Genomic DNA, 14,436 nt, shown 5'->3' on the forward strand with positions numbered 1-14,436 from the left:
CAGCGCGGGAACGGCGCGCTGCGCGCCGGCCCAGCAAAGTGCGCAGATAACCGGCCATTTTACCCGATGCCGGCGCCATCGGCTGACAGCGACTGCAAGGCATCGGCCACGCGCGCGTAGCGCAGGCGCACGCCCAGCTCGCGTTTGAGGCGCGCATTGTGCAGGCGGCGCGACTCGGACATGAACGACAGCAGCATCGGCGTAACCACTTGCCGCAGCTCGGCACGCGGCAGGCGCGGCGGACGTGGCAGGCCGAACGTGTCGGCCACGGCGTCGAAATACTCGGCCATCTTGAGTTCGCTGTCATCGCTGGCGTGATACACGCGTCCCGGCTTGCCCCGCCACAGGGCCCGCTCGATGATGCGCGCCAGGTCGTCGGCATGGATATGGTTGGTGTAGACATCGTCGCCCGCAGCCAGGGCCGGCGTGCCTTCGCGCAAGCGCTTCAAAGGCAGGCGGTCGTCCGCATAAATGCCGGGCACACGCAGGATGGCCACGCTGGCGCCGCGGCGCGCGCCCCAGCCGCGCAAGACCTGTTCCGCGTCGACGCGCCGCTTCGCGCGCGCATTGGCCGGCGCCGTCGGCCGTGTTTCATCGACCCAGGCACCGGCGCAATCGCCATACACGCCGCTGGTGCTCACATACACCATGCGCGCATGCTCGGGTAAAATGGCGGCCAGATTGCGCGTGCGCTGGTCCAGCAAGCCCGACGACCGGGGCGGCGCCAGGTGCACGATCATCGTCGCCAGTCCCGCCAGCCGTTTCAGGCTGGCGCGGTCGTCGAGGTTGGCCACGATGGGCACGGCGCCGGCTTCCCGCAACTGCGCGCAGCGCGCCGGCTGGCTGGTGACGGCAAAGACGCGAAAACGCGCCGCTAGCTGCGGCAGCAGCCGCATGCCGACGTCGCCGCAGCCCAGGATCAGCAAGCGCGGCAAGCCTGACGGCTTGCGCAAAGAGTGCATTAACATATTTTTCATCTCAAGGATTGTATGACTTTTCAAATTACTGTTCAGCCCAGCGGCCACCAATTCAGCTGCGAAGCGGACGAAACCGTCCTGTCGGCAGCGATACGCGCCGGCGTCGGCCTGCCGTACAGCTGCAAGAGCGGCGCCTGCAGTTCCTGCAAGGGCAAGATCGTCTCCGGCAACGTACAGCATAAGCCATACCAGGCCCGCTCCCTGACGGAAGATGAAGCGGCCGCCGGCTATTCGCTGCTGTGCTGCGCCGTGCCCCAGGGCGACCTCGTGGTACAGGCGCGCGAAGTGGCGGGCAGCAGCGACTACCCGATCAAGAAAATGCCGTCGCGCGTGACCACCATCGAGAAAGTCGCTCCCGACGTCGTCGTGCTGACCCTGCAATTGCCGGCCAGCGAGCGCCTGCATTACCGCGCCGGACAGTATATCGAAATCATGCTGCGCGACAACAAACGCCGCAGCTACAGCATGGCCAGCGCGCCCGTCGAAGGCGGCCCGGTCAGCCTGCACATCCGCCACATGCCGGGCGGCCTGTTCACGGACCAGGTGTTTGGCAGCATGAAAGAGCGCGACATCCTGCGCTTCGAAGGCCCGATGGGCACCTTCTTCCTGCGCGAAGATTCCGACAAGCCCATCGTGCTGCTGGCCTCGGGCACGGGCTTTGCCCCGTTGAAAGCCATCGTCGAGCACATGATCAACGAGCAATCGCCGCGCCCGATCACCCTGTACTGGGGCGGCCGCCGTCCGCACGACCTGTACATGGATGCGCTGTGCCGCCAGTGGGCCGCCGACTTGCCGCAGTTCACCTATGTGCCCGTCGTCTCGGACGCCTTGCCGGAAGACGCGTGGGAAGGCCGCACGGGCTTCGTGCACCAGGCCGTCATCGCCGACTTGCCGGACATGTCCGCATATCAGGTGTATGCCTGCGGCGCGCCCATCGTCGTCGAGTCGGCCAACCGCGATTTCGTGCAGCTGTGCCAACTGCCAGCCGACGAGTTTTACGCGGACGCCTTCACCACGGAAGCCGACCTGGCCAAGTAAGCGTCACCTTCCAGACAGCGGGGCGCGGCTGGTGCGGCGCCCGCTGCCGCCACCGCTACACCCCGCTGCTCCCTGGAAATCTCATGTCTTTCGCCATCCTGCGTCACCGCAACTTCGCCTTTTATCTTTCCGCCCGCGTGCTGGGCACGGTGGCCGTGCAGATGCAAAGCGTGGCCATCGGTTGGCAGGTGTACCAGATCACGGGCAGCCTGTTCGACCTGGGCCTGATCGGCCTGGCCCAGTTCGCCCCCTTCCTCGTCTTGATTTTGCCGGCCGGCCACGTGGCCGACCGCTACAACCGCCGCAACATCATCGCCTGGTGTCTGGCGGCACAACTGGCTTGCGCGCTGGCCCTGCTGGCGTTCACCCTGAGCGGACTGTCCATCGTCTGGCCCGTGTTTGCCGTGCTGGTGCTGTTCGGCAGCGCGCGCGCCTTCATGATGCCGGCCACGCAAGCCGTGCTGGTGAACATGGTGCCCACGCAACACTTCAGCCGCGCCGTCGCGCTCAGTTCGTCGAGCTCGCACGTGGCCATCATCCTGGGGCCTACCCTGGGCGGCTTGCTGTATTACTTCGGCCCCAAGGTGGTGTATTTGATCTCGTCCGCGCTGCTGGTCGTGTCCGTCCTGCTGATGCGCGCCACCACCCCGGCGCCGCAAGTGGTCAGGCGCGAACCCGTCAGCTGGCATACCCTGCTCGAAGGCTTGCGCTTCGTCTGGTCGAAACCCATCGTGCTGGGCGCCATTTCGCTCGACCTGTTTGCCGTGCTGTTCGGCGGCGCCACGGCCCTGCTGCCGGCGCTCGCGCACGACGTGCTGCATATCGGCCCCAGCGGCCTGGGCTTGCTGCGCACGGCGCCCGGTGCCGGCGCGGCCCTGTGCTCGATCGCGCTGGCCATCTTCCCCATCACGCGCCGCGTGGGGGCGTGGATGTTTGGCGGCGTGGCCGTCTTCGGCCTGGGCACCCTGGTGCTGGGCAGCACCAGTTATTTCCCGCTGGCCCTGGCGGCCCTGTTCCTGATGGGCGCCGGCGACATGGTCAGCGTCTACATCCGCCACCTGCTGGTGCAGTTCGAGACGCCCGACGAGATCCGCGGCCGGGTCAGCGCCGTGAACGCCGTCTTCATCGGCGCCTCGAACGAGCTGGGCGAATTCGAATCGGGCCTGACGGCTGGCTGGTTCGGCCTCGTGCGCGCCGTGCTCTTCGGCGGCGCCGCCACCCTGGCCGTGACGGGCATCTGGGCCGTGCTGTTCCCCGTGCTGTCGCGCATGGACCGCTTCCCCCACCACGAAAAGGAAGCGGCCGCCAGGACGGCCACCACGGCCAGCCCATAAGGTCTAAGATGCGCTATCGCCACTGACCAAGCCGCACCATGAAAATCACGCTTCCATTCCGCAGCTTCATCCGCAGCCGCCCCCACCTGAGCCTGGCCTCGGTCATCGGCGTGGCGGCCGGCCTGCTGCTGCCCTCGTCCTGGCAACAGATGACGCGCTTGCTGACGGCGTGGAACGTCGCCGTCTGGTTTTACCTGGCGACGATGGCCTGGATGATGATGCGCGCCAACCATCACAAGGTTAAAGCCATGGCGGCGCGCCAGGACGAGCGGGCGGCCACGGTGCTGTCGGCCCTGTCCGTCGCTTCCGTGATGAGCCTGGTGGCCATCGTCTCGCAACTGTCCTCGATGAAAGACATGGCGCCGGACGAGCGCGCGCTGCATTACGGCCTGACGATCCTCACCCTGGTCGGCTCCTGGTTCCTCGTCGGCACCCTGTTCTGCTTCCACTATGCCCACCTGTATTACCAGGCCGATCCCGCGCTGCGCCCGCTGAAGTTTCCCGACGACGAGCAAAACCCCGATTACTGGGATTTTCTGTATTTCGCCATCACCATCGCCGTGGCCGTGCAAACGTCGGACGTTTCCGTGCAGACGCGCACGATGCGGCAGATCGTGCTGGGGCAATCCGTGCTGAGCTTTTTCTTCAACCTGGTCGTGCTGGGGCTGTCGATCAATATCGCGGCTGGACTCATCAATGGCTGAAAAATCATTTCATAGCGGAAACTTGACCTGACTGAAGGGTTAAGCTCATCTTAATCGTGCGCACCCTCTTGAAATACTGGAAAGAGGAGTAAGATAAGTTCCATGCACAGAGTTCATGTGCATGAGGCAGCAACCAGGCCGCAGCACGCCTGAGATGGGTTTTTTTTGAATTGACAGGAGTAAGCATATGCAAATCAATATTCATACCGACAGCACCATCGCCAACACCGCTGGACTGAACGAACATGTGCAATCCGTACTTGAAAGCGCACTGAACCGCTTCCGCGACAACCTGACCCGCATCGAAGTCCACATCAGCGACACGAATGGCCCGAAAGGCGGCGCTGACGATATCCGCTGCGTCATGGAAGCACGCGTTGCTGGCTATCAACCGATCGCCGTGACCGAACAGAACGCCACCGTGCATCAATCCGTTGCCGGCGCCACCGATAAACTGAAACGCGCCATCGATAGCGCCCTGGGCCGCCTGCAAGACAGCAAGCGCCACGCCACCGGCAAGAATGCCGTGATCGATACGGCCGAAGCGGAAGAAACCGCCGAGTAATTCCCCACCTGCAAGATTTCCAGAGACTGAGGCAGCCGTTCAAGGCTGCCTTTGCACATCTGGCCCGCCTTTTGCACGCGGCAACTTCAATAATAAAACCACAAGCATTCCAGCGTATTAACGCGGCAATGAAATAATTGTCGTATTTCTCACAGTAAGTGACATCAAGCAAGGCGTTGCCGTTACGGCCAAGGCCGCTTTACGCTATCATGAAGTGACCGGCCCCCTGCTCGCGCGCCGGCTTTTTGAAAGTGTGATTGTGGAACAGATCGGCAACTTCGGCGCTTCAGGCTGCAACATCGGCGATTTACAGCTATTTCGCGATGGGGCGGATAGCCAGACGGCCGCCATGCTGGCGCCCTGCCCCGTCATGCGCCTCGAAGCGGGCGAAGCTATTTCCGACACGCAAGGCGCCAGCCTGTACATCGTCCTGCGCGGTTCGCTGGCCGTGGCCGCCGACACCCACACGGGCATGGATGACGGCACCGTCAGCAAGGTCTTGCCCGGCGAAAGCGTGGGCGAACAATCGGTGCTCGATGAAGCGAGCAACCTGGCCGCCATTTCCGCCCTGGAAGAAACCGACTTGCTGGTGATCGACGCGGCCATCGTCTGGGAATTGATCGAACAGTCGAACGGTCTGGCGCGCAACCTGCTGCGGCTGCTGTCCTTCCGCATCCGCGCCGCGAATGCGCTGCTGCGCCGGCGCCAGAAACTGGGCGAATTCTACCGCCAGCTATCGATGGTCGACAGCCTGACGGGCTTGTACAACCGCGCCTGGCTGACGGATCTGCTGCCTAACATGATCGTCACGGCCCACGCCAGCGGCTCGCCGCTGTCGCTGGTGATGATCGACCTCGACCATTTCAAGCGTTTCAACGACACGCACGGCCACCAGGCGGGCGACCAGGCGCTGCGCATCGCCGCACAAGTGCTGGGCGCGGCCCTGCGGCCCACGGATTTTGCCGTGCGCTATGGTGGCGAGGAAATGATGGTGATCTTGCCCGATACCAACGAACACGTGGCCCTGCGGGTGGCCGAGCGCCTGTGCGAGCGCATGCAGCTGGCCGTCATCTTCGCCGACATGCGCAGCGCGCTGCCGCACATCACGGGTTCCTTCGGCGTGGCCAGCCTGGCGGCCGAACAGGACGACGAGGCGCTGATCGCGGCCGCCGACGCGGCCCTTTACCGCGCGAAGGCAGGCGGACGCAACCGGGTCATGCTATAGATCAGGCAGCCTTGCTGTCGGCTGGCTTGCTTGCATCCGGCTTGGCGGCGTCATCCTTCTTGCTGCTGTGCGCGGCGATGAAATCGGCATAGCCCTTCTGCACCAGCTCATACGTCTTGTCGATATTGCCGGCGATATCGCCACCCAGCACTTTCAAGCCCTCCAGGATATCGCGCGCTTCCTTGAAACCTTTCTCCATGCCGCCGCTGATGGTGTCCATGAACTTGGTCAGGGCCGTATCGTCGTCCATGCCGGGATTTTGCTTCTTGTAGGCGTCAAAAAAACCCGTCGACAGCGATACAATGCGGCTCGCCGTCGCTTCGGCGCTGTTATCCTGCGACGCCGCGTTCTGGATCGCATCGTCGCCGTACTGGCTCTTCAGCGCTTCATTGATGTTGGTGATGGCCGTCTTGTACAGCAGCGCCAGCGGCTCGTTCTCGGAACCGATGGACACATTCAGCGACGCCTGCATGATGGAAGCGTTCAATTGCAGCTTGGTGCGGTCATTCACGCTCATTTCAGCGTTGATGCCGTCCTTTTGCTGGACTTTATCGTCCTTGCCGGCAACGCCTGTACTGACGGAAGTCACGGAAGGGTTGGAATTGCCGCTTGCGGCGATGGGAATTGACACGATAGACCTCCTTGAACGGACAATGTATGCCACCATGCGGGAAACGCGATGATGACCATCCTCTCGTGTAGTATCGGCAGGTTTTCAGAAAACTGTAGCAGCGGCCGCTTTTAGCGGCCCGGATAACCAATCAAGCAACGACCATCAATGACTAACCAGACCTTTCTTTGGCACGACTACGAAACCTTTGGCGCCCAGCCGCGCCGCGACCGTCCGGCCCAGTTCGCCGCCATCCGCACGGATGCGGACCTCAACGAAATCGGCGAGCCGATCATGCTGTATTGCCAGCCTGCCAATGATTTCCTGCCCGACCCGCAATCGTGCCTGATCACCGGCATCACGCCGCAACAGTGCTTGCAGCTGGGCGTGCCCGAACACCAGTTCGCCGCCACCATCGAAGCGGCCTTTTCGGAGCCGGGCACCATCGGCGTGGGCTACAACACCATCCGTTTCGACGATGAAGTCACGCGTTTCCTGTTCTGGCGCAATCTGATCGACCCGTATGCGCGCGAATGGAAGAACCATTGCGGCCGCTGGGACATCCTCGACGTGGTGCGCATGACGCATGCGCTGCGCCCGGAAGGCATTCAATGGCCAAAGCGCGACGACGGCCAGACCAGTTTTAGACTGGAACACTTGAGCAAGGCCAATGGCCTGGCCCACGAAGCGGCGCACGATGCGCTGTCCGACGTGCGCGCCACCATCGCCCTGGCGCGCCTGATCCGCGAAAAGCAGCCGAAACTGTTCGAATTTTGCCTGGCCCTGCACAAGAAGGACCGGGTCGCCAGTGAAATGGGCATGCACCTGGCCGCCGCCGAGCGCCAGCCCTTCCTGCACGTGTCGGGCATGTTCCCCGCCGAACGGGGCTGCTTGGGCGTCGCCTGGCCGCTGGCCACGCATCCGAGCAATAAAAATGAAATCCTCGTCTGGGATTGCGCCTACGATCCGCGCGAACTGTTCGCGCTGGACGCCGACACCATCCGCACGCGGCTGTTCACGCGCAAGGAAGCCATGCCGGAAGGCATGACGCGCCTGCCCGTGAAAAGCGTGCACCTGAACAAGTCGCCCATGCTGGTGGGTAATTTAAAAACCCTGTCGCCGGCCATGGCCGCGCAATGGGGCATCGATCTGGATGCGGCGAAGGTCAACGCGCAACTGGCCGCGACGGCGCCGAACATGGATGCGATCTGGGCCGAAGTGTTCCAGCGTCCGGGCGCGAACGCCGCGCTGGACGTGGATGAGGATTTGTACAATGGTTTCGTCAGCAACGACGACCGCCGCCTGCTCGAATCCTTGCGCCGCGACACGCCGGCCAAGCTGGCCACGGCCCGCCCCTCGTTTGCCGACGAGCGCCTGCAGGAATTGCTGTTCCGCTACCGCGCCCGCAATTTCCCGCAAACCCTGAGCGAAGCGGAAAGCCTGCGCTGGGAACAGCACCGCGCCGCCCGCCTGTTCGACGGCGACGCCGGCGCCCGCACCATCGAAATGTTGTTTACGGAGATCGACGTGCTGTCGGAATCGGTCGATGAGCGGGGAGAAGAGATTTTAGGCGAGCTGTACGACTACGCGGAGATGGTGGCGCCCATGCGCGACTGAAAGAGGGCGCGAGTCGGGTAGGTCGGATTAGCGGGCCGAAGACCCGCGTAATCCGACAACATTGTTGACGTTACCGGTGTTGTCGGGTTACGGCCGCTGGCCTAACCCGACCTATATTTTTTATGGGTGATGTTTAAACCGAACGATGCTGATTGATCGCATCGCGCGTTTCAATGGCCACGCGGCGCGCCGCGTCGGCGAAATCTTCGCCCGCTTGCGGCGTGGCGTAGATGATGGCGCGCGACGAGCTGATCATCATGCCCATGCCCTTGGCCGTCTGGCCCGCGCCAACTGTCGCCGCGATGTCGCCGCCCTGGGCGCCGATGCCGGGCACCAGCAGCGGCATGTCGCCGACGATGGCGCGCACTTGCGCCAGTTCTTCAGGGAAGGTGGCGCCGACGACAAGCGCGCACTGGCCATTCTTGTTCCATTTATCGGCCACCAGGCGCGCCACGCGCTGGTACAGCGGTTCGCCATCCGTATTCAGGAATTGCAGGTCCGAGCCGCCCGGGTTCGAGGTGCGGCACAGGATAATCACGCCGCGGTCTTTCCACGCCAGATAGGGGTCGAGCGAATCCTCGCCCATGTAGGGGTTCACGGTGACGGCGTCGGCGCCGTAGCGCTCGAACGCTTCGCGCGCGTACTGCGTGGCCGTCGCGCCGATGTCGCCCCGTTTCGCGTCGAGGATCAGCGGGATGTGCGGATAGTGTTCACGCACATAGCGGCAGATGTCTTCCAGCTGCTTTTCCGCGCCCAGCGCGGCAAAATAGGCGATCTGCGGCTTGAAGGCGCATGCCAGGTCGGCCGTGGCGTCGATGATGCGCGTGCAGAAGGTGGTGATTCCATCAGGCAGGTCGCGCAGTTCGGCCGGCAGTTTCGCCAGGTCGGGGTCCAGGCCCACGCACAGCAGGGAATTATTGGCCGTCCACGCGGCGGATAATTTATTGATGAAATTCACGGTACACCTTCTCTATATTCAGTTGCAAACCCCGTATTGTAACGCGGCGCGGGATTGCGAAGGCAGACGGAGGCGGCGACCGGCGCTGATTAAACCGACATGGCGGGCCGTTTCAGGTATATTTGCCCCATCCCTTTTACTCGGCACGGAACCCATCATGCAAATCACCAATCAATTCACCAAATGGCTGCGCCTGGCCCTGAGCGTCACCGTCCTGGCCGGCGTCCTGACGGGCTGCGGCTACAACGACTTCCAGAGCAAGGATGAAGCCACCAAGGCCGCCTGGGGCGAAGTGGTCAACCAGTACCAGCGCCGCGCCGACCTGATCCCCAACCTGGTCAACACCGTCAAGGGCTATGCCACGCACGAGCGCGAAACCCTGGAAGCGGTGACCAAGGCGCGCGCCGCCGCCACCAGTTTCCAGATCACGCCCGAAGTGCTGAACGATCCGGCCGCATTCGAGAAATTCCAGCAAGTGCAGGGCCAGCTGTCGTCGGCCCTGTCGCGCCTGATGGTGGTGTCCGAGAAATACCCGGACCTGAAGGCCGACACGAGCTTCCGCGACCTGCAATCGCAGCTGGAAGGCACGGAAAACCGCATCACCGTGGCGCGCCAGCGCTACATCGTGGCCGTACAGGATTACAACGTGCATGCGCGCAGCTTCCCGAACAACCTGACGGCCATGGTCTTCGGCTACAAGGTCAAGCCATCGTTCACGGTGGAAAATGAAAAAGCCATCTCGACCGCACCGACCGTCAACTTTGGCAAATAAGATGAAAGCCTGGTCCTACCTCGCGGCGCTGGCGACGGCGCTGCTGCTGTGGACGATGGCGCCAGCTGGCGCACAGGGCTTGCAGCCCGTGCCGCCGCTGGCGGCGCGCGTGACGGACAACGCCGGCATGCTCGACGCCAAGCAAAAGGCGGCGCTGGAAGGCGTGCTGGCCGATTACGAAGCCAAGACGGGCAGCCAGATCGCCGTGCTGCTGGTCAAGAGCACGGAACCGGAAGCCATCGAGCAATACAGCATCCGCGTGACGGATGCCTGGAAGCTGGGCCGCAAGGGTGTCGATGACGGCGTGCTGCTGATGGTGGCGAAGGACAACCCCTCGTCCCTGCGCCGCCTGCGTATCGAAGCGGGCCGCGGCGTGCAGGGCGTGCTGACGGATGCGCAATCGAAACGCATCCTGCAAGACGTGATCGCGCCGCATTTCAAGCAAAACGACTATTACGGCGGCCTGGTGGCCGGTGTGGGGTCGATTGCCACCTTGCTGAACCAGGAGCAATTTCCCGCTCCCGCACAGCAGAAGGCCCCAGCGACGGTGGAAGCGGGCGGCATGACGTTCTGGCTGCCGCTGCTGTTCTTCGGCTTCCTCGTCGTGCTGACCCTGTTCCGCTCACGCGGCGGGCCGACGCGGCTGCAGCGCGGCAGCAACTGGTCCAGCGGCGCCACCGGCGTCGTGCTGGGCAGCATCCTCAGCCAGGCACTGAACAACCGCGGTGGTGGTGGTGGCGGCTTCGGCGGCGGTGGTTTTGGCGGTGGCGGTGGCGGCGGTGGTTTCGGTGGCGGCGGCGGCGGATTTGACGGCGGCGGCGCCTCGGGAGATTGGTAATGACGAAACATCTGACATTTGGCCAGCGCTGCGGACGCGCGTTAAAACATTTGCGGGGCACGCCGGCGACGGCGCGCCAGGCTTTTCCAGAGCGCACCTTGAAAGCCATCGAGACGGCGATTGCCGACGGTGAAGCGATGCACCAGGCGGAAGTGCGCCTGATCGTCGAAGCTGCCCTGACGCCAGGAATGGCTTACCAGGGAGTGAGCAACCGCGAGCGGGCGCGCGAACTGTTCGCCCAGTATGGCGTGTGGGATACGGAAGACAACGTTGGCGTGCTCATCTACATCAACCTGGCCGAGCATCAGGTCGATATCGTGGCCGACCGCAACGTGGGCCGCCGCGTCACGCCGGAGCAATGGCAAGCCGTGTGCCGCACCATGACCAAAGGGTTCAAGGATGGCAATTACCACGACAGCACCGTGGAAGCACTGGCGCAGCTGAATACCTTGCTGCAAAGCCACTTCCCTGCCAACGGCACACGCGGCAACCAGTTGCCGAACGAACCCATCCTCCTCTGATTCCTGCCCAGGGATTAAAATCCGCCATGGCACCGCAGCATGGCGGCGCCCCCACCCGCCGAGGAGCACACATGAAACTAGTCAATAAAACCGCCATCGTCACGGGCGCCACGCAAGGCATCGGCCTGGCTTGCGCCACCCGCCTGATCGCCGAAGGGGCGCAGGTGATGCTGGTCGACATCAAGGAAGAAGGCGCGCAGGCGGCAGCCGCGCTCGGCCCGCAGGCGCGCTTCTTTTGCGCCGACGTCAGCCAGAAGGCGGACGTCGACGCCATGCTGAAGGAAACCCTGGCCCAGTTCGGCCACATCGATATCCTCGTCAACAATGCGGGCGTCACGCACGCGGCCGATTTCCTCGACGTGTGCGAAGACGATTTCGACCGGGTCATGCGCATCAATCTGAAATCGATGTTCCTGTGCGGCCAGGCCGTGGCGCGCGAAATGGTCAAGCGCAACAGCGGCTGCATCATCAATATGTCCAGCGTGAATGCGGAACTGGCCATTCCGAACCAGGTGCCGTACGTGGTGTCGAAAGGCGCCATCAACCAGCTGACCAAGGTCATGGCCCTGAACCTGGCGCCGCACGGCGTGCGCGTGAACGGCATCGGCCCGGGCACCATCCTGACGGAACTGGCCAAACAGGCGGTGCTGTCGAGCCCGCAGGCGCGCCACACGATATTGTCGCGCACGCCGCTGGGCCGCTGCGGCGAACCGGAGGAAGTGGCCGGCATCGCCGCCTTCCTGGCCAGCGACGACGCCACCTACATGACGGGCCAGACCATCTATGTCGATGGCGGACGCATGGCGCTCAACTACACGGTGGCCGTGAAGGAATGAAGACAGACGCAGACAGTTATATCAAAAAAGAATAATGGTTATCTGAAAAGACCATTAGACACATATCGTGCGACGCAGCATAATGCACCTGTCTCCACTATTCTCCTCCAAGAAAATAGTTTTAAGCCCGCTTTCACCAGCGGGCTTTTTTTTCGCTGTCCTTCCTGAAACATGGCCATTCTTGCCATGATGCACAATCTTCCCGCTCCTTCTGGCTACCGCAAAAAAATGTTGCGGCGTGTCATCAGCCCGTCATCTTCGCCCCCTATACTTGCCTCATCTGCTGTACAGGCAACCGATATGCCTGACTACAGACAGGTGTGCCGCGATGGCACACCACTCCCTTTCATGACCGTGGCGGGCGCTGGCAAGGCGCGCGACATGCTGAGTACCGAGCAACTCTCAACTCTTGACCCATTTCATTTGGGTTTTTGGCCCGCGTCCCCGCGGGCCTTTTTTTGCCCGCACGGCAAGCTCTTGCGCAAAAACACGGTAGCCCGCCCTGCCCATGATATTGTGACGGCCTTTCCACCTGTCCTGACACCTCATGCCTGCACCCTTGCCCGAACTGTGTTTTGCCGACCGCTACGAACGCCTGCGCTACCGCACGGCGCTGGTGCTCTATGCCTTGGTGATCCTGATCGGCGACATTCCCGGTGTGCGCGCGGACGTGGGCCAATATGCGTCGGGCGGCGTGCTGCATTCCGTCGGCTATGGCGTGCTGGCTCTGATCCTGTTCAGCGGCACGGCCGGCGGCATGGCGCGCCGCGCGTTGCTGTCGGTCCTGATGGTGGCGGCCATGGGCGCGCTGGACGAATTCATCCAGAGTTTCCTGCCTTACCGCCGTGGCGCCGTCAGCGACTGGGTGGTCGATATCACTGCCGCGACGGCCGTGGTACTGCCACTGTACTTTTTCTGGCCTGCCATGGCCGCCGCCGCGCTGAAGAAACAGCGGGGCTGATCACGGCGCACCGCCATCGCCGGCACCCAGCGCCAGCGACAGCTGCCCCTGGCCGGCTGCCGCCCGGCTGGCGATACGGCGCAAGGCCGTGCGCATTTCCCGCCGGCTGGCCGCTCCCGCTGCACGCGCCGCATCGCGCTGCATCTCCATCAACTGCTCCGACCGTGACAGCCTCGTCAAGGCATGCAGGGCCTGGGTCAGCGCATAACGGGCGCGCGCGCCGTTCGCAGCGCCCGGGGCACCGTACACCGCAATCACCAGCTCATTGATCAGCTTGACGCTATGGGAATCGGCAGACATTTATTCTCCTGAAGTAAGCAACGGGGAACAAGGGGAAAGCGCGAACTCCGTGCTCGCCCTGCACAAGAATGTCTTTTATACCAAGCTCTACAATTGAAGCGCTTGATGTACCTCAATGTGAAATAACAAGGATCGAACATCTTTCCCGCCCTGCTCTCTTACCAAGTAACCCCCATTAAATTATTGTGATTTCTGACTTCCATAACCGGCGCTCTGCAAGGTGGCCGACGAGGCTTGCCAGCTGCTGGCAGTGCTCGCACTGCGGCGCAACTGGGGCCTTGCATAGCATCCGGTTCTGTTCGTCATAAATTGACAATATTTTCCTGAGGATTACTTAGCAGTAGTTGCGGCCATGCTTGGCGTGCCTGGCATGCGCCATTGACGCTGACCTCCGCCACACCCTGGAAACCGGGTTAACACTTTGTCAGACCAAGAGGAGAACAAGATGAGAGCAAAAAAAACCATGGCGCTGGCCGGCCTGCTGTGTACGCTGGCCGCCTGCAGTTCAAATCCGAACAGCACCGGCATGAGCAGCATGAACGGCCGCAGTGGTGAAAGCTACAGCAATACGACCGCGACGGGCAACGCAGCGACCAACACCGGCATCACCGGCAGCACCATGAACGACACCAGCACCGGCAGCGCCGACACGCGTACCTCCGCGGCCAACAACGCCATGAGCATGGACGGCAGCCAGTCCGGCGTCAGCATCGCCTCCGCCACGGTGCAATCGATCGAGCCGGTGCCACGTGGCATGGATCAGGGCAGCGGCGACATGCAGTCGGGCAGCTCCGGCACAGCGGGCACCACCTCGGGCAACATGCAGTACCGGGTCACCCTGCGCCTGGACGACGGCAGCACGCGCACCCTCATGCAAAACTCCCAGCCAGGCTACCAGATCGGCGATCGGGTCAAGGTGGTCAACGGCTTGCTGCAGCGCTATTAACGATATCCGGGGATCAGCGCGGCATGCGCCGATCCCGCCTGGCCGCTGGCATTCGGGGCGCTGAGCGCCAGCGGTCAGGCACATCGATCGCAGTCAGGCATGCGAGGTGTGGCAAGGCGGGACGGGACAGGCATCATGCCTCGACAAGACAGACATCATGCCTTGCCTTGCCTTGCCTTGCCTGGCCTTTTCCCTGCTGCCATGCTTTGCTTTACTTTTCTTGCCATCTTTTGC

16 protein-coding genes are annotated in these 14,436 nt (G+C 62.9%); 12 read left to right on the forward strand and 4 right to left on the reverse strand.

What is annotated here, in order from left to right; genetic code table 11:
* Nucleotides 1–59: 59 nt before the first annotated feature.
* Entirely contained in the window at nucleotides 60–977 is a 918-nt protein-coding gene (locus ACPJXG_RS22420; protein ID WP_425252379.1) for an SDR family oxidoreductase, read from the reverse strand.
* A 12-nt stretch (nucleotides 978–989) separates the two neighbouring features.
* Here ACPJXG_RS22420 and ACPJXG_RS22425 point away from each other — a divergent pair, with 12 nt between their 5' ends.
* The 5 genes from ACPJXG_RS22425 to ACPJXG_RS22445 all read left to right on the forward strand — a co-directional run bounded on the left by ACPJXG_RS22425 (nucleotide 990) and on the right by ACPJXG_RS22445 (nucleotide 5,843).
* Nucleotides 990–2,015 carry a CDP-6-deoxy-delta-3,4-glucoseen reductase gene (locus ACPJXG_RS22425; protein WP_035825350.1) on the forward strand — a complete coding sequence of 342 codons (1,026 nt, stop codon included), beginning with the start codon at nucleotides 990–992 and terminating at the stop codon, nucleotides 2,013–2,015.
* Between the two features lie 83 nt (nucleotides 2,016–2,098).
* The gene (locus tag ACPJXG_RS22430; RefSeq protein ID WP_425252380.1) at nucleotides 2,099–3,349 is read left to right on the forward strand and encodes an MFS transporter; all 1,251 of its coding nucleotides are present in this window, start codon (nucleotides 2,099–2,101) and stop codon (nucleotides 3,347–3,349) included.
* A gap of 38 nt (nucleotides 3,350–3,387) precedes the next feature.
* Nucleotides 3,388–4,053, forward strand: a complete 666-nt coding sequence (locus ACPJXG_RS22435) for a DUF1345 domain-containing protein (protein ID WP_425252381.1) — start codon at nucleotides 3,388–3,390, stop codon at nucleotides 4,051–4,053.
* 187 nt (nucleotides 4,054–4,240) lie between these two features.
* A complete protein-coding gene (locus ACPJXG_RS22440; RefSeq protein WP_034781728.1) occupies nucleotides 4,241–4,618 on the forward strand; it encodes an HPF/RaiA family ribosome-associated protein in 378 nt (125 codons plus the stop codon).
* Between the two features lie 259 nt (nucleotides 4,619–4,877).
* Nucleotides 4,878–5,843, forward strand: a complete 966-nt coding sequence (locus ACPJXG_RS22445) for a GGDEF domain-containing protein (RefSeq protein ID WP_402720394.1) — start codon at nucleotides 4,878–4,880, stop codon at nucleotides 5,841–5,843.
* Nucleotide 5,844: 1 nt separating this feature from the next.
* Here ACPJXG_RS22445 and ACPJXG_RS22450 read toward each other — a convergent pair whose 3' ends face one another.
* Nucleotides 5,845–6,474: a DUF5610 domain-containing protein gene (locus tag ACPJXG_RS22450; RefSeq protein WP_235211802.1), complete on the reverse strand. Its 630-nt coding sequence runs from the start codon at nucleotides 6,472–6,474 to the stop codon at nucleotides 5,845–5,847.
* A gap of 147 nt (nucleotides 6,475–6,621) precedes the next feature.
* Here ACPJXG_RS22450 and sbcB point away from each other — a divergent pair, with 147 nt between their 5' ends.
* A complete protein-coding gene (sbcB, locus tag ACPJXG_RS22455) occupies nucleotides 6,622–8,070 on the forward strand; it encodes an exodeoxyribonuclease I (protein WP_425252382.1) in 1,449 nt (482 codons plus the stop codon).
* Nucleotides 8,071–8,203: 133 nt separating this feature from the next.
* Here sbcB and pyrF read toward each other — a convergent pair whose 3' ends face one another.
* The gene (gene pyrF, locus ACPJXG_RS22460; RefSeq protein ID WP_035825338.1) at nucleotides 8,204–9,028 is read right to left on the reverse strand and encodes an orotidine-5'-phosphate decarboxylase; all 825 of its coding nucleotides are present in this window, start codon (nucleotides 9,026–9,028) and stop codon (nucleotides 8,204–8,206) included.
* A gap of 157 nt (nucleotides 9,029–9,185) precedes the next feature.
* Here pyrF and ACPJXG_RS22465 point away from each other — a divergent pair, with 157 nt between their 5' ends.
* From ACPJXG_RS22465 to ACPJXG_RS22485, 5 genes are all read left to right on the forward strand, one after another.
* Nucleotides 9,186–9,800 (forward strand): LemA family protein, encoded by a 615-nt coding sequence (locus tag ACPJXG_RS22465; protein ID WP_034781723.1) that lies wholly within the window; start codon nucleotides 9,186–9,188, stop codon nucleotides 9,798–9,800.
* A 1-nt stretch (nucleotide 9,801) separates the two neighbouring features.
* The gene (locus tag ACPJXG_RS22470; protein WP_425252383.1) at nucleotides 9,802–10,638 is read left to right on the forward strand and encodes a TPM domain-containing protein; all 837 of its coding nucleotides are present in this window, start codon (nucleotides 9,802–9,804) and stop codon (nucleotides 10,636–10,638) included.
* A complete protein-coding gene (locus tag ACPJXG_RS22475) occupies nucleotides 10,638–11,159 on the forward strand; it encodes a TPM domain-containing protein (RefSeq protein WP_099400831.1) in 522 nt (173 codons plus the stop codon). Before ACPJXG_RS22470 ends, ACPJXG_RS22475 begins: the two co-directional genes overlap by 1 nt.
* A gap of 71 nt (nucleotides 11,160–11,230) precedes the next feature.
* Nucleotides 11,231–11,995 carry an SDR family NAD(P)-dependent oxidoreductase gene (locus tag ACPJXG_RS22480; protein WP_035825332.1) on the forward strand — a complete coding sequence of 255 codons (765 nt, stop codon included), beginning with the start codon at nucleotides 11,231–11,233 and terminating at the stop codon, nucleotides 11,993–11,995.
* Between the two features lie 547 nt (nucleotides 11,996–12,542).
* Nucleotides 12,543–12,956, forward strand: a complete 414-nt coding sequence (locus ACPJXG_RS22485) for a VanZ family protein (RefSeq protein ID WP_035825329.1) — start codon at nucleotides 12,543–12,545, stop codon at nucleotides 12,954–12,956.
* Here the strand turns inward: ACPJXG_RS22485 and ACPJXG_RS22490 are convergent, their stop codons facing one another.
* Entirely contained in the window at nucleotides 12,957–13,256 is a 300-nt protein-coding gene (locus tag ACPJXG_RS22490) for a hypothetical protein (RefSeq protein ID WP_099400830.1), read from the reverse strand.
* Between the two features lie 445 nt (nucleotides 13,257–13,701).
* On the opposite strand from ACPJXG_RS22490, the gene ACPJXG_RS22495 reads away from it, so the two are divergent.
* Entirely contained in the window at nucleotides 13,702–14,202 is a 501-nt protein-coding gene (locus ACPJXG_RS22495) for a hypothetical protein (RefSeq protein WP_425252384.1), read from the forward strand.
* Nucleotides 14,203–14,436 lie beyond the last annotated feature (234 nt).

Origin of the sequence: Janthinobacterium sp. NFX145 (genome assembly GCF_049810325.1) — a bacterium.
GTDB lineage: Bacteria > Pseudomonadota > Gammaproteobacteria > Burkholderiales > Burkholderiaceae_D > Janthinobacterium > Janthinobacterium rivuli.

What these genes read in the sequence shown, in the direction of transcription:
- ACPJXG_RS22420 (WP_425252379.1), bottom strand. Translation starts at nt 977, where the DNA reads ATGAAAAATATGTTAATGCACTCTTTGCGCAAGCCGTCAGGCTTGCCG.
- ACPJXG_RS22425 (WP_035825350.1), top strand. Translation starts at nt 990, where the DNA reads ATGACTTTTCAAATTACTGTTCAGCCCAGCGGCCACCAATTCAGCTGC.
- ACPJXG_RS22430 (WP_425252380.1), top strand. Translation starts at nt 2,099, where the DNA reads ATGTCTTTCGCCATCCTGCGTCACCGCAACTTCGCCTTTTATCTTTCC.
- ACPJXG_RS22435 (WP_425252381.1), top strand. Translation starts at nt 3,388, where the DNA reads ATGAAAATCACGCTTCCATTCCGCAGCTTCATCCGCAGCCGCCCCCAC.
- ACPJXG_RS22440 (WP_034781728.1), top strand. Translation starts at nt 4,241, where the DNA reads ATGCAAATCAATATTCATACCGACAGCACCATCGCCAACACCGCTGGA.
- sbcB (WP_425252382.1), top strand. Translation starts at nt 6,622, where the DNA reads ATGACTAACCAGACCTTTCTTTGGCACGACTACGAAACCTTTGGCGCC.
- ACPJXG_RS22465 (WP_034781723.1), top strand. Translation starts at nt 9,186, where the DNA reads ATGCAAATCACCAATCAATTCACCAAATGGCTGCGCCTGGCCCTGAGC.
- ACPJXG_RS22470 (WP_425252383.1), top strand. Translation starts at nt 9,802, where the DNA reads ATGAAAGCCTGGTCCTACCTCGCGGCGCTGGCGACGGCGCTGCTGCTG.
- ACPJXG_RS22475 (WP_099400831.1), top strand. Translation starts at nt 10,638, where the DNA reads ATGACGAAACATCTGACATTTGGCCAGCGCTGCGGACGCGCGTTAAAA.
- ACPJXG_RS22480 (WP_035825332.1), top strand. Translation starts at nt 11,231, where the DNA reads ATGAAACTAGTCAATAAAACCGCCATCGTCACGGGCGCCACGCAAGGC.
- ACPJXG_RS22485 (WP_035825329.1), top strand. Translation starts at nt 12,543, where the DNA reads ATGCCTGCACCCTTGCCCGAACTGTGTTTTGCCGACCGCTACGAACGC.
- ACPJXG_RS22490 (WP_099400830.1), bottom strand. Translation starts at nt 13,256, where the DNA reads ATGTCTGCCGATTCCCATAGCGTCAAGCTGATCAATGAGCTGGTGATT.
- ACPJXG_RS22495 (WP_425252384.1), top strand. Translation starts at nt 13,702, where the DNA reads ATGAGAGCAAAAAAAACCATGGCGCTGGCCGGCCTGCTGTGTACGCTG.